The following is a 19,257-nucleotide window of genomic DNA, read 5'->3' as shown; positions in this document are numbered from 1 at the left end:
AATTAAAATGAAAGAGATAACTAATGAAAAAATATCAATTATATACAACAATGGGTGCCGGTTTTGAGAGTGTTGTGGCTAAAGAATTACATTCACTAGGTTATGAAACTACTACAGAAAATGGTCGTGTATTTTTTAAGGGAACTCAAGCAGATATCGTTAAAACCAATCTTTGGCTTCGTACAGCTGATCGCGTAAAAATTTTACTTAAAGAATTTAAAGCAACTGATTTTGATACACTATATAATCAAGTATATGATATCGATTGGGCAACAATTTTACCTATTGATGCTAAATTTCCAGTGCAAGGGCGGTCTGTTCGCTCAAAATTGCACTCTGAGCCAGGTATTCAATCCATTGTAAAAAAGGCAATCGTCAACAAAATGTCCGATCAATATCATCGCCGTGGTTTTTTACCAGAAAGTGGTAATTTTTATCCATTAGACATTCACCTCTATAAAGATACTGCCCGTATTTCACTTGATACTAGTGGTGACAGTCTTTTTAAACGTGGTTATCGCATTGAGCATGGTGGCGCACCCCTGAAAGAAAATTTTGCAGCAAGTTTAATAAAGTTGACTCCGTTTGACGGAAGTCATCCGCTAATCGATCCAATGACCGGTTCAGGTACTTTAGCAATCGAGGCTGCTCTAATTGGGAAAAATATTGCTCCCGGATCATGGCGAAAATTTGCTTTCGATAATTTTGATTGGTTTGATGCAAAATTACACAAAGACTTATTAATTGAAGCAAAAAGTAAAATCAAAAAACTAGCAGCCCCAATTTGGGCTTGCGATATTGACCAATCCATCTTGGAAATTGCTAAGTTAAATGCTAACAATGCTGGTGTATTACAAGATATTTACTTTAAGCAAGTTGCTGTTAAAGATTTAGCAACCGATTTAAAAAATGGGGTAATTATTGCTAATCCTCCATATGGGAAACGGTTAAAAGATAAACAATCGGCTGAGGCCTTATACACCCAAATGGGGTCAAACTTACTAAAATATGATAGTTTTAGTCAATATTATTTAGTTGGTGATCCCAATTTCGAAAGTTTTTTTGGCAAAAAAGCAACTAAGAAACGTAAGTTATTTAATGGCAACTTACGTGTTGATTTTTATCAATATTGGGCAAAAAATGATTACAAATAAACTAAATACTGAATTTTGGGTGATTACTGATACCCATTTAATTGCTAATCAACTTCATGATAATGGACCTGCCTTCAAGCAAATTCAAAGTACTAGCCAAGGCAAAGATTTGGTATATCAAGAGATTGCTCTTAGAGCTTTTTGCAAATTTGCAAACGAAAAAAAACCAGCAGCAATTATTGTCACTGGCGATGTCACTTTTAATGGCGAATTATTATCAGCACAAAGATTTCAAAAAATTTTTAGTAGCTTAACTGACACCAAACTATTTTTATTACCAGGAAATCATGATATTTTTGATGGCTGGGCGCGATCTTTTAGCAATGACCAGCAACTTTATACAAAACAAATTAGTCCCACTGATTGGCGCAATATTTTTCATGAATCTTATGATCATGCTTGGGCAACAGATTCTTCTTCATTAGCATACAGCATTCAGTTAAATCCACAATACTTGTTGTTAATGCTTGACACTAATATATATGGTCAAAAAGAAGCTTTGAGGTCACCAGTAACGGCTGGTTTTATAGGCGAAATGCAGTTGGCTTGGCTTGAAAAACAGCTAAAATTTGCCCAAAAGCATAATTTATATCCGCTCTTATTTATGCATCATAATTTATACGTTCATAATCCTGCAGTTAATCGTGGATTTGTTATCGATAATGCTAGTTCATTAAGTCGGCTTTGCCAAAAATATGATGTTAAGTTAGCTTTTTCTGGACATATTCATGCACAAAATATTGTAAAACCACAGCCAAATATTCCAACTACTGAAATAGTTACATCTAGTTTTTGTTCTTTTGATCAAGCTTATGGTCTTGTAAAAGTCAAAAAAAATCAAATTAGATATCAGCGCCAAACTTTTAATATGCGACCATACTTATCTGCAGAAGAACAAAAGAGTTATACTTTAACCCATTTTCATAATTATCTTAAAGATATACAATTAAAAAATTTAACCCATAATATGACGCAAAAAGATAAAAATTCTGGGCAAAAAATAAATAAATTTTTTATTGAGTTAAATTATAATTATTTTACCGGACACAATCATATCAATGAAAAAAAGTTAATTCAGCTTTATAACTCCGAGGAATATCGGCTATTGACTAAATATCAACCAAAACTGGGTCGATATTTGCAGACATTATTTGATACAACTGATCACAGTAATCTAAATATACAAATTAATTTTAAAGAGAAGCAAAATGAATAAAAAACATTTTATTATTTTAGGTAACGTTGGGATTATTTACTATAGTTGGTTACTTATTGTTCTTTTTTTGAGTTTAATTATTACCTACGAGGGCACTAAAACTATCAACTGGTCAGCAATTGCTTGGGGAATTTTATTTATTTTTCTTGTTATCTATACATTTTTGACTTCCTATTGGAAGGGGAATATTTTCAAATTACCATTTAGGGTGAAAACTCAGCTAGAATCAGTGCCACAAATTAATAATAAATGGCATTATTTTTCAATTTATGTAGTCAAAATAGATAATTTTAAAAAATATCATCTTTTGCGCATTGAACGAAGGTAAAGTAGAATTTCACAGTTAATTAATAATTAAGATACACAAGCTTATATTTTTGCTATAATTAATTTATTAAGTCAAAGGGGGAACCTAAATTCTAATCTCGAAGATGCAATTAAGTAACAGGACAAATAATTTTTTATAGAAAGAAGTATGCCCAATGACATCAGATATTCAAATTGCGCAAGAATCACATTCACTACCTATTGACGAAATAGCAACTAAAATTGGTTTAAATTCAGCAGATATAGAATTATATGGCTCAAATAAAGCTAAGATAAAATGGTCTGCCATTAACAGAAGTATGGCTCAAGATCATTTAGGAAAGTTGATTTTAGTTACATCGATTTCGCCTACACCAGCTGGTGAGGGTAAATCAACTATGACAATTGGCTTAGGAGATGCAATTAATAATCAACTCCATCAAAAAACTTTAATTGCACTTAGAGAACCTTCAATGGGACCAGTTTTTGGTCTAAAAGGTGGAGCAACCGGAGGCGGTCGTGCACAAGTGATTCCAATGGAGGATATAAATCTTCATTTTACTGGCGATATGCATGCGTTAACTGCGGCAATTGATACCTTAGCTGCATTAGTTGATAATTATATATATCAAGGAAATGAACTTAATCTTGACCCAGAAAGAATCTTGTTAAAACGAGGCATTGATGTAAATGATCGTAGTTTGCGTAACATAACTGTTGGTCAGGGGTCTAAGTTTAATGGTATAGAACACAAATCAAGCTTTGCCATTACAGTTGCCAATGAATTAATGGCCATCTTATGTTTAGCTACTGATATTGATGATTTGAAAAAGCGAATTGGTTTAATGCTAGTTGGCTATACCAAAACAGACCAACCTGTTTATGTAAAAGAATTAGGTTTTGAAGGGGCTATTGCGGCTCTATTGGCTAATGCACTTAAACCTAATTTAGTACAAACTATTGAACATACTCCAGCCTTAGTTCACGGTGGTCCCTTTGCCAATATCGCTCACGGAGCTAACTCCGTTATTGCTTCTAATTTAGCTTTGCATTTAAGTGATTATGTATTAACGGAAGCTGGATTTGGTAGTGATTTAGGTGGGCAAAAGTTTATGGACTTTGTTTCAAATAATCTTGCTAAAAAGCCTGATGCCTGCGTTGTTGTTGCTACCGTTCGTGCACTTAAATACCAAGCAGAAGGAACCACAGATCATTTGAATGATGAAAACCTCACAGCATTAGAAGCTGGATTTAAAAATTTAGAGCGTCATATGAATAATATGCGTAATTATGGTGTGCCAGTAATAGTTTTAATTAATCATTTTGCAACTGATACCCCTGCAGAACTCAATTTATTACAAAAGTTGGTAGCTGAACAGGGGATTAAAGCTCTCGTTGTTGATTATCATGAACAAGGATCAAAAGGTGGAATTGCAGCTGCTCAAGCAGTCGTTGATTTAGCTAACTCCAATCAGTCTAATTTCGTGTCAACTTATGAAAAAGACGATTCAGTTAAGACAAAAATTGAAAAGATAGCTACTAAAATTTATCATGCTAGCAAAGTTGAATACTCTGAAAGAGCCGAAAATGATATTCGGGAATTAGAAAAGCTTGGTAAAGATAAATTGCCAGTAATTATTGCTAAAACTCAATATTCATTTACTGATAACCAAAAATTATTAGGAGCACCAACCGATTTCACTTTGCATGTTAAGGGCGCAAGTCTCAAAAATGGTGCCGGTTTTATTGTAATTACCACTGGTCATGTTTTAGACATGCCAGGTTTACCAAAGCATCCTGCAGCACTAGATATTGATGTTGATAATAATGGTAAAATTAGTGGCTTATTCTAAAAAACATATAAAATTTGTTTATTTAATAATTTCGTTATTAATTGTTGTTGCTGATCAAACTCTAAAAGGTTTTGTTGCCCACAATTTTTCAATTGGGGAAGTACGTCCAGTTTTAACTAATGTTATTTCATTAACTTACCTTCAAAATAATGGGGCTGCTTGGAACATTCTTACTGGTCAAATGTGGCTTTTCTATATTATTAGTGTGATAGCTATTCTAATCTGTCTATATTATATTTTTCAAAGACGGAATCAAAGTAAACTAATGAAATTGGGCCTAGCAATAGTTCTGGGAGGAATTATCGGCAATTTAATTGATCGGATTCATTTAAAATATGTAATCGATATGATTCAACTCGATTTTATTAATTTTAATATATTTAATATTGCTGATTCTGCTATAACAGTCGGGATAGTTTTGGTATTTATTTATCTACTATTTCTTGATGAAAGTGAAAAAGAGCATGGAAAAAAGTTATGAACTCAAGGTTAATACAGAACAGGGCCGATTAGATAAATTTATTGCAAGTAAAATTAGTTCGTTATCACGGACTCGAATTAAAGAGCTGATTCATGATGAACGAATTACGGTCAATCATAAAAAAGAAAAAGTATCATATAAAATTCAAACAGGAGATCAAATATCAGTCACTGTACCACAATTAACCCCTTTAGCAGTAACTGCAGAAAATATTACACTGGACATTATTTATGAAGATAAAGATGTAATTGTAGTTAACAAACCACAAGGTATGGTAGTTCATCCTGCTGCCGGTCATCCCAATCATACTTTAGTAAATGCACTTTTATATCATACAAAAGATTTAGCAAGTAGTCCTGAAGGTTTTCGTCCAGGGATTGTTCATCGCATTGATAAGGATACTTCGGGCTTATTAATGGTTGCCAAAAATCAAAAGGCACGAATTAGTTTAGAAAAACAACTTGCTAGTAAAAGTAACAAAAGATTGTATTTAGCAATTGTCCATGGCAACTTTAACGAGCAATCTGGCTTAATTGATGCGCCTATTGGACGTGATCGACTTAATCGTAAAAAAATGGCTGTAGTTGATAATGGTAAGCCAGCTATAACACATTTTGCAGTTCTAGAACAATTTAAGGGCTATAGCTTAGTAAGTTGTCAACTAGAAACTGGGCGGACACACCAAATTAGAGTCCATCTAGCATATATTGGTCATCCTGTAGCTGGTGACCCATTATATGGTCCAAAGAATACCTTACAAGGAAACGGTCAATTTTTACATGCGCAAGTTTTGGGGTTCATGCAACCCAGCACTGATAAATGGTTAGAGTTTAAAGTTGCTCCGCCAACCATCTTTACGGAAAGATTAGCCGAGCTAAAAGAAAAAATGTGATGAGATGAAGCGATATTTAATCCTTGAAGATGGCAGTTCACTAGCTGGTGAAGGTCTTGGTTCTTCAATTATTTCAACTGGCGAGTTAGCCATTGAAACTAGTAATTTCGGCTATCAAGAAGCGCTTACAGATCCTACAAATGCTGGAAAAATTCTGGTTTTTACTACACCTATGATTGGTGGTAATGGAATTAACGCCATTGATTATGAAAGCATTAATCCTACTGTTAAGGGCATAATTGCTAACGATGTTGCTCTAAATATTTCAGATAATGAAAACTTTCAAGACCTCGATTCTTTTTTAAAAGAAAAAAATATTCCAGCAATTTATAATATTGATACACGGGCTTTAGTTCATCGATTGACAAAAGCTAAAACGATTAAAGCATCTATTATGGATACTAATGACGAACATGCCTTTGATCAAATTAAAGCACTAGTTTTGCCAAAAAATAGGTCTGCGTCTGTCTCAACTAAAAATGCATATGCTGTACCAAATGTTGGTAAAAGTGTAGCCATTATTGATTTGGGTCTTAAACATTCAATGCTTCGAGAATTATCATTAAGAAAGATTAACGCAACTGTTTTGCCTTATAACACTGCTGTACCAGATATCAAAAATTTGCGCCCTGAGGGTATTATTATCTCTGGTGGGCCTGGTAAAGTTAAAGAAGTTCAAGGTGAGCTTAAACCCATCTTAGATAATTTTTATGGCGAATATCCCATATGGGGAATTGGACTTGGTTTTCTTGTACTTAGTGATTACTTAAATTTTCAATTAGTGGAATTACCTAAAGCATATAATGGCACAAATTATCCAATAATTAATGATTTAACAAAGCAAATTTGGCAAGTAGCGCTGAATATTGATTGCTTAGTTTTGCCAAATAGTGTCCAGCTTGAATTAGACCAAAAATACTATGATTTACATAGTCAACTACTAGCTGGTTTCAGCACTAAAAACAAAGCAATTGCTACAGCCTTTAATGCTGAAGGTGCTCCGGGTAGTTTAGATGCACTACAAATTTTTGACGATTTTGTAAAGATGATGGGGTAAAGCATGCCTTTAGAAAATGATTTAGATAAAATTTTAATTATTGGGTCAGGTCCTACATTAATTGGTAGTGTGTCGGAAACAGATATCCTAATGTCCGATGCAATTTGTGCACTTTTAGAAGAAGATATTAACGTTATTCTAGTTAATCCCAATCCTGCAACCGTTTCTACTGATAAACAACCAGGTGTAACCGTTTATTTGGAGCCAATGACAATCGATTTTCTTAAAAGAATAATTAGGATGGAAGAGCCTGATGCGATTATTTCAGCTTATGGTTCATCAACTGGACTTAAAGTGACACGTGAATTAGTTCATGATGGTATTCTTAAGCAAATGGGGGTACGTTTGCTCGCCTTGAATGAACAGGCTTTAAAGCTCAATTCCCAACAGGATATGACATCTTTTTTAGAAAGAAATAAAATTACTGCAAGTCAATACTGGGAGATGACTGATTTTGCATTTGATAAACTAGAACAACAATTAAAGGAACAAGTTACTTTTCCAGTATTATTAATTAAAGATAATTCGTATTTACATAATAAACATATTATTTTAAAAAATTCCTTAGAAGTGAGTGATTATTTAAAAAAAGAGCGCCAAAATGAAGCTGCTTCACATGATAATTATCGCTTAATTGAAGACCTTTCCTCATGGGAAGAGGTTATTGTTAATGTAATACGTGATAATCGAGGTAATATTTTATTTACTAGTCTAGCTGATACAATTGAACCAGTTGCTGTCAATTTAGGTGATTCAACTGCTGTAATGCCAGCTTTAACCTTAAATAATGACCAAGTCCAAAGAATTCGACTAATTGCCAAAAAAATTGCTAATTGCTTACAAATTATTGGTATTTTAAATATTCACTTTGCGGTAAAGCATCAAGGCAATGAATTTACAGTAAAGATTTTAACCATTAAACCCCGGCTAACGCGGAGTGCATTATGGTCACAAAAAACTTGTCTTTATAGTATTGGTTATATTGTTTGTAAAATAGCAGTGGGTTATAATCTAAACGAGATTATTGATCCAATGACCGGTCTAAATGCTGCTATTGAGCCAATACAAGATAAAGTGACTGTAAGAATGCCATTTTGGTCACTAACACAGTCGGGCAGTAATCATTATGATTTAAGTAATAAAACTCAAGCTAGTGGTGAAACAATCGGTATCGGGCGAAATTTTGAATCTGCCTTTTTAAAGGGACTAGCTTCATCTATTAATAGTGAAATGGCTTTAAAAGTTTTTGAAGCTGAAAAAATTAAAGACAAAGCTGAAATTATTTTTGACCTAAATCATCCAAATGAATTGCATATAATCAAGCTTTTAGCGGCAATTTATCAAGGCTTTACTTATCAAGAACTGCAACATATTGTATATATTCATCCTGTTTATTACCAAAAATTAGAGCATATCGTTCAGATTGGCCAACAATTAGCTGAAGATGAAATTACTGATAATTTATTGCTTACGGCAAAAAAATATGGTTTTGGTAATGCCTTAATTTCTAATTTGACGCAAATAAAGGAAAGTGTGTTATACAAGCATTTTAAAAAAATTCATTTAAAACCGGTCTATTTGCAAATTGATGGTTCAGCTGGTGTCGATAAACCTAGAGTTCATGCATATTATAGTGCCTACAACATCCAAGATGAGTCGCAGCCTCTGAATGCCGATAAAAAAGTATTAGTAATTGGTATGTTACCATCTCAAGTATCCGTAACTAGTGAATTTGACTATATGATTAGTCATGCCATCAAAGCTTTACATAATAATAATTATGCTATAGTTTTAATTTCAAATAACGATGAATCTGTCTCAGCTAGTTATAAAAATGCTGATAAAATTTACTTTGAGCCGATTACACTAGAAAATATTCTGAATATTGCAGAAAAAGAGGCCATAAAGGATGTTCTGCTACAATTTTCTGGAAAAGAAGTTAGTGCATTAAGCAAAAAATTAACCAAATATGGCCTAAATGTGTTGGGTAATCATACCCTCGATCCAAAAGAAAAAATTAATAGTATTTTGCAAACACCTTTAAAATCATTAAAGCAGAATCAATTATTAACTACTTTTGATAAACAAGAAGCAGCTGATTTTATTAAAGAGCAGAACTTTCCGATTTTAATAGGTGGCTATAATAATGAAGGTATCAAGCAAAAGTCAGCTGTTGTTTATGATCTGCCTGCCTTAGAAAAATATTTGCAAGAAAATAAATTAGCTAAAATTACCTTGTCACACTTTATTGAAGGAAACAAATATGAAGTTACAGCCATTTCAGATGGCAAAGATGTGACAATTCCAGGCATTATTGAGCATTTAGAACAAACAGGCTCTCATGCATCAGACTCGATTGCAGTTTTTAAGCCTCAAAATCTGGCCAAAATTAGCAAAAAACTTCTTATTGAGTACACAATTAATTTGATCAAACGACTACAAATGCGTGGTATTTTCACACTACATTTCTTAATCGTTAATAAAGATATTTATTTACTTCAAATTAAACCATATGCTGGACATAATATAGCATTTTTGTCTAAGGCATTGGATAAAGATATTACAGCTTGTGCAACTGAAGTATTATGTGGTCATAATCTGCCGGAATTAGCTTATAAAAATAAAATATGGTCGTCTAATAATTTCATTTATGTTAAGATGCCGGTTTTTTCTTATATTAATTACTCAAGCAATAATACTTTTGACTCTAAGATGAAATCTTCTGGTTCAGTAATGGGTAGAGACACGCAATTAGCAAAAGCTCTATATAAAGGCTACGAGGCAAGTGGGCTACGCATTCCTAGTTACGGTACCATCTTTATCTCAGTAAGAGATCAAGATAAGAAAAAAATGACTGAATTAGCTAAACGATTCTATAAACTTGGATTTAAAATCGTTGCTACTGAAGGAACAGCTAATAATTTTGCTGAAGCAGGAATCACAACAGGTGTAATCACTAAAGTATATAGCAACGAAAATAATTTGTTAGATAAAATAAATCAACATAAAATAGTAATGATTATTAATATTACTGATTTATCTGACACAGCAAGTGGTGACGCAATTAGAATTCGTGATGCTGCTCTAAATATTCATATTCCGGTTTTTTCAAGTATTGAAACTACAGAATTGATTTTGGAAGTTTTAGAATCATTATCCTTGACTACTTTGCCTATATAGCAAATATTTCCGTCTTCAAAGTTAAAGCTCTTAAAGAAGAAGCAAAAAGTTGATAAATCTTGTTATAAAACAGTGATTTATCAACTTTTTTTCTTTAATAAATATTAGTCTATTCTTTTACTTAAAACTCTATCTTTTTGCGGCGTAACTTCAATCGAATTTTGGCCAGTATATATAACAAATCCTGGTTTTGCACCATTGGGCTTTTTAACCCGTTGATCTTTAACAAAATCAACTTGTACATGAGCAGAGTTTTTCGCTTTAGAAAAATAGGCTGCAATTTCAGCTGTCTCTATGATATCAGCTTCTGAGGGCTGAGAATCCTGTAAAATCACATGCGAACCGGGTATGTTTTTTACATGAAACCATATATCTTGCTTATTAGCTTTTTTAAATGTTAACCAATCATTTTGATAATTATTTTTACCCACTAAAACAAGTTTGCCCGAAGAGAGTTTGAATTTATTCAAGCTCTGTTCTATTATCTTTTTACGCCGCTTTTTCGTCGATATTGGTTTAATATACCCTTGACTAGTTAATTCATCAATAATTTGATCAATATCTTGTGGTTCAGCATTATCAATTGCTGTTTGAACTGAATCAAAATAAAGTAAGTTATTTTGTGCTATTTGGATTTGCTCTTTGACATGCTTAATTGAGTCACGCATTTTTTTATAGCGTGTAAAATATTTCTGCGCATTACGGGCAGGAGACAATGCAACATCAAGTGTAATTGAAATCAAATTATTATTATCATAATAATTGGGTAGTTTAATTTTGGTCATTCCTGGCTTTACTTGGGCTAAATTAGCATTTAAAATTTCGCCTCGGATTCGGTAGCCTTCAGAGTTTTCAGCCAATTCAAGTTGATTGCGTAATTTAACTATTTTTTTTGTTAATTTTTTTTGCTCATTCTTTATAATTCGTTCGACCTGCGTTGACTTTTGTCTAACCCAGTCATGATTTGATTGGTAGCGATAAAATTCATCAAGTGCATGATTAAAGTCATCATCAGTAGTTTCTTTAAGCAAATCAAGATGATAAGGAAGATAGGGGAAAATTTTTCGTTTATTATTTTTAGTTGTTAAAATATATGCTCTGCCCTTATCAAATTGACTTATAAAAGTCATAAACGAAGAATAAGAATAATCGTCTGTCAAATAACCCAGTAATTCATTACGATCATCACGATCAAGTCCATTAACCTTTGGCACAAATTCAGTTGGTGCTACCTTATTAATTTCTGCCTTAAATTCAGCTGATGTTATCTCAAAGCCGTTTATCCCTGGATTAAGTGGCGGTAATACATACTTAGCTTTAGGTAAGAGTAAACGCACCCGATTTTCTTCTGGATTTATCCGTTTAAGTAAATCAATAATCCGTCCACTTGTTTGATTATATAAAATAACATTACTATGCTTACCCATTAATTCAACTGATAAAACAAGTTGTACTTGATCGCCTAATTCGTTGCGATTACTAAAATAAAAATTGACGATTCGATCAACACCAACTTGTTTAATTGATTGTAAAATGGAGCCTTCAAGATATTTTCTTAGCACCATTACGAAAGTAGGGGCTTTATCTGGGTTGTTAATCGATTGGTCAGTTATATAAAATCTGGGATATTGCGCATTTGCCGAAATAAGCAGTTGGCGATTTTTTCTTTCTTTTCTAAAAATTAAAATTAAATCATGCTCAAATGGTTGATAAATTTTCGATAAACGTCCACCAACCAAAAGCTTTCTTACATTACCTAACAAACTATGAATGAATAAGCCATCATATGCCATAAGTATCACCTCAAAATACGATATTAATTATATCAATTATACCGCAATAAGTATAAGGATTATTATCTGAAAATAAGTTACTTTTGTGCATATATAACTGTTTTGCAATTTTTGCCAAGCATTATTTCAAAAAAGCTGGTATACTGATTTTAGATTTTTAGAATATTAATCGATAAACTATAATCATTCACTAATAGGTTATTTGATAATGTTTCACAAATAATCAAAAGTTGTATAAATTGTTTTTATTATTGATTTAAAAAGAAAAGGTAGGTTTATATGGACATTTTATCTTTCGATTTGATTTCCGAAACTATTAAAAAGGAGATTAAACACAGGTGTGGTCTTAACCTTTCTCAGACTCGTTTATTGCTTTATTTTGCTCACAATAACAATAAAGAACAAAAAATGGGCGATTTGGCTAAAAAGCTTAAAATTTCTTTATCAACTTTAAGCCGACAACTACAACAGAAAAAGACATTAAGCCTTATTACAATTACTCGGTCGGAAAGCGATTCAAGTAAAACTGTCCATTTAAATGAGCATGGCATTAAAAAAATTGCTGAGTTAAGAAGTACTGTCAAGAATATAGAAGAATTTTTCCTAACTGGATTTTCTGAAAATGAAATTGACACGTTTAACCAGGTGTTTACTAAATTAATTCAAAAAACAAAAGGTTCAAAATGATTTTAACTATTAGTCGTAACCTCATTATTTTTATGCTATAATCTTCTATATTGTATATACAGCGAAAGGTTAATTAGATGAAGATTGCATTAGTTACTGATAGTACTAGCGTTATAACTAAACAAGAAGCAAAGGATAATAACATTATTGTTTTGCCAATACCCATTATTATTGGTAATAAAGAATATTTAGAAAATATTGACATTACGTCTGAACAACTTTTTGAAATGCAAAAGAATGGGGCAGATTTTCCCAAAACGTCTCAACCGAGTATGGGTTATTTAATTAGTCTTTTTGAGAGACTACATAATGATGGATACGAAGCAATTATTGCAATTACTTTATCCAGTGGAATTTCTGGATTCTATCATACTCTGTGTAACATTTCAAAAAATAATCCCAAATACAACTTACATGCAATTGATACTAAAATGACGGTCCGTCTTCAAGGAGAACTTACTTTAGCTGCCGCAAAAATGATAAAAAATGGGGTCGACTTAGATACAATACTTAAACGACTTGAAGAGATTAGGGCCACAATTGATGAAATTTTTGTACCAAACGATTTGCAGAACCTTAAAAGAGGTGGTCGCTTAAGTAATGCTGAAGCATTTATTGGTTCAATGCTTAATATAAAGCCACTTTTAACTTTTAAAGACGGAAACATTGTGGCTTTTGATAAAATTAGATCAATGAAACGTGCTTTTACGAAAATGCAGCAATTAATTTTAAGCAAAATTGCTACACTTCCATACAAAGATAAAATCAAATTATTTATTATTGATTCAAATGATAGTAGTCAAGTAGAGGAAGCAAAAGTCTTTTTGAAAGAAAACTTTCCTGAGCAAAACATTTCAATTACTAAATTTAGTCCAGGAATTGCAACTCACTTAGGCGAAAAATCATTTGCAATTGGCTGGATGATTGATATTGATAAAATTGATTTAACTAAATAAAAAATATTTTAAGGATTAAAAATGGACAATGCAGATAAATTTTTAAATTGGACCTTAAAATTACAAAATATTGCCCAAAATGGGTTAGAATATGGCAATGATTGTTTTGATATAGAACGGTATGCACAAATTAGATTAATTGCTACCGAAATGATGGCTGCCAAAACCGGATTACCACTGAAACAAGTAAAAGAAATTTTCAGTAGTGAAGATGGCTATCAAACATCTAAATTAGCCACACGAGCAGCAATTTTTAAAAATAAGCAGATTTTGTTGGTTAAAGAAACCACAGACAACTTTTGGTCCCTGCCTGGAGGATGGTGTGAACCTAATCTTTCGGTAAAAGATAACTGCATTAAAGAAGCAAAAGAAGAAGCCGGATGTGATATTGCAATTGATTATCTAATTGCAATTAATGATAGTCAAACTACCATTCATGATAAAAAGCGTATTAAAAGGCTAGTTAACGTGTGTAATGTTATTTTTCTGTGTCGCGAATTAAGTTCAAATTTCACACCCAATATTGAAACAAGCGAAAGTGCTTACTTCAATTTAAATAATCTTCCTCCACTTTCACAAAATAAAACTAATGAAGATGAAATCAAAATGTGTTTCAATGCTGCGCAGGCTGGTTCTAGTTGGCAAGTAAGATTTTAATAACGATAATAAAAAGAGCTAGTTATGATTACTAGCTCTTTTTATTATTTGAATTATTACTTCGGGCGATTTTATTTAGGGCTTCACGTTGCTTATGTTGGTCAACGTGTGTATATAAATCTGTTGCTGATGTACCTTTTTGACCTAATTGCTGTGCAACTAAAACTTGATCTTTAGTAACTCCATAAAGTTCTGAAGCAAGAGTATGACGCAGCTTATGTGGGGTGAGTGGGTGTCCAAATGAAGCCGAGTACTTATTAACCATTTTTTCAATTGCGCTAGTTGTCATTCGACGCGTTTGATGGTGCCACCTAGTAAGAAAAAACGCTGTTTCTTTTTTGGTTGCTTTATAACGTTGGCTACGTATTTTTTGATATTTAACTAGATAAGTTAACGTCCATTCGGCTATTGGCACACTATCTTTTTGACCGCCTTTTCTAGTAACGTCTAAAGTTGCTTTCTTTAAATTTAAATCGGATATATTAATACCCGCACATTCTGAAACTCTGATTCCTGTCCCTAAAATTACGGCAATAATTGCCATATCCCTCTCCTTGTTAAGCTTAAAGGAGGGGAGGGCATGAGGATTACAGTGCTTTTCAAAGTTGTTCTCAATATAATTCAAAAATTGATATTTTAAGTCTCCAATATACATATGAGATTCAAGAATATGTGCACGATAATTAAGGGTCTTAGTATTATTAAGGGAGTCAATTTTCAGCATTACATTTCGCTCAAAATAAGGTTGGCCGTCATTATTATCTGCAGTAATGGTCAAAAACTTGAAAAGTGAGCGTAGGGCGTTAATCGAGCGATTGATTGTTGTAGGTGAATTTAAATGACCTTGTTGATTTTTAACATGACCTAGATAATTGATATAAAGCATAATGTCATTACGATGTAAATTAGCTAAAGTAATAGTTGTAATATCACTATTTTTTTGAGCAGAAGAAATTCCTTCTTTACGTAGCCAATCAAAGAATCTGCGAATTTCTGTTAAATATTGATAGGTAGTTGCTAAGGAATGGTTAGTACCAAAATTGTATTCCTGGACAAAGTCAGGCATTTTTGTTAATTCATCTTCAATTAAGTCCAAATATTTTTTTGTTTCCAATATTATTTTCTCCTAAATAAATTTATCTTAGTTAAATTATAAAGCAAAATAAGAATGTCTGTTTGGATTTTGAAAACATTTATATATAAAATTATTCTCATTAGGTAGAAAAGTAAAAACCCTTATTGCTGTTGTCTTTTACCTTTCATTAAAATTATAGTTTTAATGATTGCAAATCGAGAAAACATTGTGGTAACAACAAAAACAATAATCAAAAAATATTTGCTGGTTTCAACACTTTCTTTGCGTGTGTAATATACACTAAAATCAGATCAGCTTACACGCATTTTCTAGCTGCAACTTTACCAATTAATTCTAAAGTGAATTTTGCATGAACTTAATTAATTGGCTTATTTAGATTTTAATAACTCACTAACAGCTTGCTTAAAAGCGTTAGAAGTTAATATTTATTTCTTAGTTATTCTCTTTACCGATTTTAGTTTTTGGCACTGCACCCAAAACTCATGTTCTTAAAAACTATAATCTTGCTTGTAATATTACCTTGATATGATTACTGGGAACAAGTCTTTTTCATTGTTGTAAGAGGAGTGATCTTTTGCTACTTTTAGAAACTGGCAAAACAAGAAAAGTTTATTTGCTACTTTTGATTGATTATTCAGTTAAACCGGCTTACTGATTACTGTGTTAAGTTTTAGCACTGCCTTTTTAATTAATTAGTGTATTTCCGTTTAATGTTTGAAATTTTGTTTTTTACTTTACATAATATATATTATACGAAGTATTACCAGATTAGTAAACTTAACTTACAAATTAGCTACAACTATTCCCCTGTACAAATTCATATAGATGCTTAAATATTAAATTTGCTTAGCCATTATTTAAAATAGCTAACTTAAAATAAATTCCACTAAAATAGTTTAAAGAATTTTATTTATAGACCTTAAAATATTGCTTTTTGATTTTTTTTATTATTTTTTATTATCAATTACTTTTAGATAGTATTTTATCTAAAAATGTTTGCTACCAGTTTTCTTATATTTTCTTAAATAAGTATATGTAAAGCGGTTTCTATATCGAATTTATATATTATCATTAGTTGCAAAACTGGTTTTTATAATTTGAACTTTTTAGCTATAGTATCAAAGGAAATTCAGACTTGAAATAATATTTTAAAACTTATATTTTTTCATTTTAAGTTTAATTATTTAGAGCTTTATTATTTATATTTTTTAGGGTTTGTCTTATAATACTATCTGGAGTATAGATTAAAACTATTATTTCAACAATCGACTTTGATGTTTTAAAGATTTGTTGAAATTAATTGTTTTTATTTATAATTTTTTTGTTTTATTGTTTAATTCTATAATTAATCTGTTATTATGGAATATGGAATTATATTTTTTGAAAGGGTTGAATTTATTCCATGAGTATAAATTTAGGAAAAGAAATATGCCGTCGTCGACGTGAACAGAAGTTGACGCAGGAGGACCTGGCAGAGTTGAGTGATTTGTCTGTAAACTTTATTTCTCGTCTTGAGCGTACCAAAAATCAAAACATCAGTATTCAAAAACTTGATTCTATTGCTAGAGCATTGAATACTACTACACCTGATATCATAATGAACGCATATAGATTTAAAGAAGTTAAGGTTGAGAACCATCAGGATAATACACCTGTATTTATCAAAAAAGTTCTCAATGAATTAAGAAAAATGTCTTCAGAAAAGGCTGAAAGAGTGTGTAAATCTTTTATTATTCTGGCTAAAGAAATTAACAAAGAATAATTTATTTAAATTTAGAAACGTAAATAAAAACACGAGCGGGATTACTTCCCTACTCGTGTTTTTTTAATCTTTAAAATTTGAAATAATTATTAACTAAATGCATTTGTAAGTGGTGGTACAACTTGTTTTTTACGTGAAACTACACCTGGTAAACTGATTTCCGAATCAATAATTTGTCCAAATGCCTTTTCAAATAACTGCTGTGCTTCACTAGATCCTGCTACTATTGCAGTTGAGTCAGAATCCAATACATTCGTAATAAGTAACATAAATAGATCATAATGATCGGTGGCTATTGCAGACTCCATTGCCTTTAGAAAAGCAGCTTTACGTCCCATTGCTTCAGGCAAATCAACTACATTAATTTGAGCTACCCTAACTTTTTTATCTTTCAATTCAAAAGTTTTCGCATCTAACTTAATTAAATCATCTTCTAACTTATTTGCAATATTTGTGCCTGCTTTTAATTCTGCAAGTCCGTAATTTTCATAATCAACATTAGCAATTTTAGCCAACTCTTTTACTGCTTTACGATCATCTTCAGTTGTAGTCGGTGATTTTAAAAGTAAAGTATCAGAAATAATAGCAGAAAGCATAATTCCAGCAATATTTTGCGGAATAGCAATTGCGAAATGTCTATATAGCTTCCAAACAATTGTACTTGTACAGCCGACTGGCTCAGCAAGATAAAAAAGCGGTGAACTAGTATTAAAATTCATAATCCGATGGTGATCAACAACATGGGTAACTTTTACCTTATCAATATCAGAAACACTTTGTTGTGGTTCATTATGATCAACTAGCATTACTTTTTCAACTTCATTAGCAGCGGTCTTGATTACCCTAGGTGCCTGAAAACCAAACTTGTTTAATGCAAACATAGTTTCGTCATTAGGCTCACCTAATGCCACTGCTTCAGTATTATAACCCAGTTTATTTTGTAAAAATGAATAAGCAATAGCTGTACCAATAGCATCTGTATCTGGACTTTGATGACCAAAAACTAGCTCTTTTTCCATTAATTTTCCTCTTTTTCTATAAATTATTGTACATAATTAGTTTACCTAATAACTCCTATTCAATAAAGCCTATTTAGGTAAGAATTGCTTAAATTCGGCTAAAATATTGGCGACTCGAGGAACGTCTTTTTTACCCTTTCGATAAACTATTGAAGTAAGGAACTTCTTGTCATCTTTTAAAAAGACTGGAGTTAAATTAATGTCATTTTTGTGAGCTTGATAATACGAATGACTAACAAATGTATCGTAGTTTGTTGCTATAGCTGTTGCTACTAGCTGCTCTGTTGATGAAAAGCTCATAGAAATATCCAATTTCTTTTTTATATTAACTCTACTTCCAAATTTTTCTTTCATTAGTTGAGTTAAAAAAAATCCATCTGGATATGCTACCCATTTTTGTTTAGTAAACGTAGAAATTGGGTATGCTTCACCAGCTTCTAAATTAGTGAGATGCGTCAAAATTATTAAGCGTTCATCATTAATTTTCATTTGTTCATATTGATTATTCAAGCTAGCCTGACTTTTTTTAGCAACATCTGGAATATATAAAATTGCCAAATCAATCAAATTATTATCCAAGTTATACCACAAATCCTTACGATTAAAGCAACTAAGATTAATAGTAATATCAGGGTATTTCTGGTTAAACTTAATTAAGAACCTTTGTAACCACTCACAATTAACACTTTCTAAAACTCCAATTGAAATATTCCCTCGATCAGCTTGGGTAAACTCCTGAATATCATTTACGACAGAGTTCATAGTTCCCAAAAGTTTAATTGCTCCAACTTGTAATTGCTTTCCTGCTTCAGTAAGATATAGTTTTTTACCCATTTGTCCAAACAAAGGAGTCCCAATTGCATGTTCAATTTTTTTGATTTGCTGCGTTAATGCTGGTTGAGTAATTCCCAAAATTTGTGCTGCTTGAGTATAATTCATTGTATCTATTAACTGTAAAAAATAGTGTAGAGATTTACTTGAGAGAATAGCATCCATTTTAGGCATATAAATTATTCCTTCTATCTTAACAATAATATGGCTTACATTTATATGCTATTATCAATCAAAAATGGCTCTGTGTCAAAGTATATTTTATAAATAATTAAATAACTTGTGTAAAATAATAAATATATATAAATAGAATCATA

At 31.7% G+C, this 19,257-nt stretch carries 16 protein-coding genes; 12 read left to right on the top strand and 4 right to left on the bottom strand.

Annotated features, from left to right (window positions below):
- The first annotated feature begins 23 nt into the window (after positions 1-23).
- The 8 genes from F5ESL0225_RS03695 (at position 24) to F5ESL0225_RS03660 (ending at position 10,139) form a co-directional block, all read left to right on the top strand.
- Positions 24-1,154, top strand: a complete 1,131-nt coding sequence (locus tag F5ESL0225_RS03695; protein WP_090091942.1) for a class I SAM-dependent RNA methyltransferase — start codon at positions 24-26, stop codon at positions 1,152-1,154.
- A complete protein-coding gene (locus tag F5ESL0225_RS03690) occupies positions 1,141-2,370 on the top strand; it encodes a metallophosphoesterase (protein ID WP_122047978.1) in 1,230 nt (409 codons plus the stop codon). Before F5ESL0225_RS03695 ends, F5ESL0225_RS03690 begins: the two co-directional genes overlap by 14 nt.
- On the top strand, positions 2,363-2,698 hold the full coding sequence (locus tag F5ESL0225_RS03685; RefSeq protein ID WP_122021660.1) for an acyltransferase: 336 nt from the start codon (positions 2,363-2,365) through the stop codon (positions 2,696-2,698). Before F5ESL0225_RS03690 ends, F5ESL0225_RS03685 begins: the two co-directional genes overlap by 8 nt.
- Before the next feature lie 154 nt (positions 2,699-2,852).
- Positions 2,853-4,529, top strand: coding sequence for a formate--tetrahydrofolate ligase (locus F5ESL0225_RS03680; RefSeq protein ID WP_122047869.1), 1,677 nt, complete (start codon positions 2,853-2,855; stop codon positions 4,527-4,529).
- A gap of 7 nt (positions 4,530-4,536) precedes the next feature.
- On the top strand, positions 4,537-5,010 hold the full coding sequence (lspA, locus tag F5ESL0225_RS03675) for a signal peptidase II (RefSeq protein ID WP_122022038.1): 474 nt from the start codon (positions 4,537-4,539) through the stop codon (positions 5,008-5,010).
- The gene (locus F5ESL0225_RS03670; RefSeq protein WP_122021658.1) at positions 4,994-5,902 is read left to right on the top strand and encodes an RluA family pseudouridine synthase; all 909 of its coding nucleotides are present in this window, start codon (positions 4,994-4,996) and stop codon (positions 5,900-5,902) included. Before lspA ends, F5ESL0225_RS03670 begins: the two co-directional genes overlap by 17 nt.
- Before the next feature lie 4 nt (positions 5,903-5,906).
- Positions 5,907-6,959 (top strand): carbamoyl phosphate synthase small subunit, encoded by a 1,053-nt coding sequence (locus F5ESL0225_RS03665; protein ID WP_122021657.1) that lies wholly within the window; start codon positions 5,907-5,909, stop codon positions 6,957-6,959.
- Between the two features lie 3 nt (positions 6,960-6,962).
- Positions 6,963-10,139, top strand: coding sequence for a carbamoyl phosphate synthase large subunit (locus F5ESL0225_RS03660; RefSeq protein WP_122047868.1), 3,177 nt, complete (start codon positions 6,963-6,965; stop codon positions 10,137-10,139).
- 104 nt (positions 10,140-10,243) lie between these two features.
- Here F5ESL0225_RS03660 and F5ESL0225_RS03655 read toward each other — a convergent pair whose 3' ends face one another.
- Positions 10,244-11,932: an NFACT family protein gene (locus F5ESL0225_RS03655; RefSeq protein WP_122047867.1), complete on the bottom strand. Its 1,689-nt coding sequence runs from the start codon at positions 11,930-11,932 to the stop codon at positions 10,244-10,246.
- Between the two features lie 279 nt (positions 11,933-12,211).
- Here F5ESL0225_RS03655 and F5ESL0225_RS03650 point away from each other — a divergent pair, with 279 nt between their 5' ends.
- The 3 genes from F5ESL0225_RS03650 to F5ESL0225_RS03640 all read left to right on the top strand — a co-directional run bounded on the left by F5ESL0225_RS03650 (position 12,212) and on the right by F5ESL0225_RS03640 (position 14,232).
- Positions 12,212-12,619 (top strand): MarR family winged helix-turn-helix transcriptional regulator, encoded by a 408-nt coding sequence (locus tag F5ESL0225_RS03650; RefSeq protein ID WP_122021654.1) that lies wholly within the window; start codon positions 12,212-12,214, stop codon positions 12,617-12,619.
- Positions 12,620-12,696: 77 nt separating this feature from the next.
- Positions 12,697-13,575 carry a DegV family protein gene (locus F5ESL0225_RS03645; RefSeq protein ID WP_122021653.1) on the top strand — a complete coding sequence of 293 codons (879 nt, stop codon included), beginning with the start codon at positions 12,697-12,699 and terminating at the stop codon, positions 13,573-13,575.
- 21 nt (positions 13,576-13,596) lie between these two features.
- On the top strand, positions 13,597-14,232 hold the full coding sequence (locus tag F5ESL0225_RS03640; protein ID WP_122021652.1) for an NUDIX hydrolase N-terminal domain-containing protein: 636 nt from the start codon (positions 13,597-13,599) through the stop codon (positions 14,230-14,232).
- Between the two features lie 31 nt (positions 14,233-14,263).
- On the opposite strand, the gene xerS is transcribed toward F5ESL0225_RS03640, so the two are convergent.
- Positions 14,264-15,346: a tyrosine recombinase XerS gene (gene xerS / locus F5ESL0225_RS03635; protein WP_122047866.1), complete on the bottom strand. Its 1,083-nt coding sequence runs from the start codon at positions 15,344-15,346 to the stop codon at positions 14,264-14,266.
- Between the two features lie 1,384 nt (positions 15,347-16,730).
- On the opposite strand from xerS, the gene F5ESL0225_RS03630 reads away from it, so the two are divergent.
- Positions 16,731-17,090, top strand: coding sequence for a helix-turn-helix domain-containing protein (locus F5ESL0225_RS03630; RefSeq protein ID WP_122021650.1), 360 nt, complete (start codon positions 16,731-16,733; stop codon positions 17,088-17,090).
- Positions 17,091-17,179: 89 nt separating this feature from the next.
- Here F5ESL0225_RS03630 and F5ESL0225_RS03625 read toward each other — a convergent pair whose 3' ends face one another.
- Both F5ESL0225_RS03625 and F5ESL0225_RS03620 read right to left on the bottom strand, forming a co-directional pair.
- Positions 17,180-18,109 (bottom strand): manganese-dependent inorganic pyrophosphatase, encoded by a 930-nt coding sequence (locus F5ESL0225_RS03625; RefSeq protein WP_122047865.1) that lies wholly within the window; start codon positions 18,107-18,109, stop codon positions 17,180-17,182.
- Positions 18,110-18,178: 69 nt separating this feature from the next.
- Positions 18,179-19,114 (bottom strand): LysR family transcriptional regulator, encoded by a 936-nt coding sequence (locus tag F5ESL0225_RS03620; RefSeq protein ID WP_122021648.1) that lies wholly within the window; start codon positions 19,112-19,114, stop codon positions 18,179-18,181.
- Between the last annotated feature and the right edge of the window lie 143 nt (positions 19,115-19,257).

The organism is Lactobacillus sp. ESL0225, from assembly GCF_003692905.1.
GTDB classification, from domain to species: domain Bacteria; phylum Bacillota; class Bacilli; order Lactobacillales; family Lactobacillaceae; genus Lactobacillus; species Lactobacillus bombicola.
Note: the sequence above shows the minus strand (reverse complement) of the source record. Positions and strands in the feature narration are given on the sequence as shown.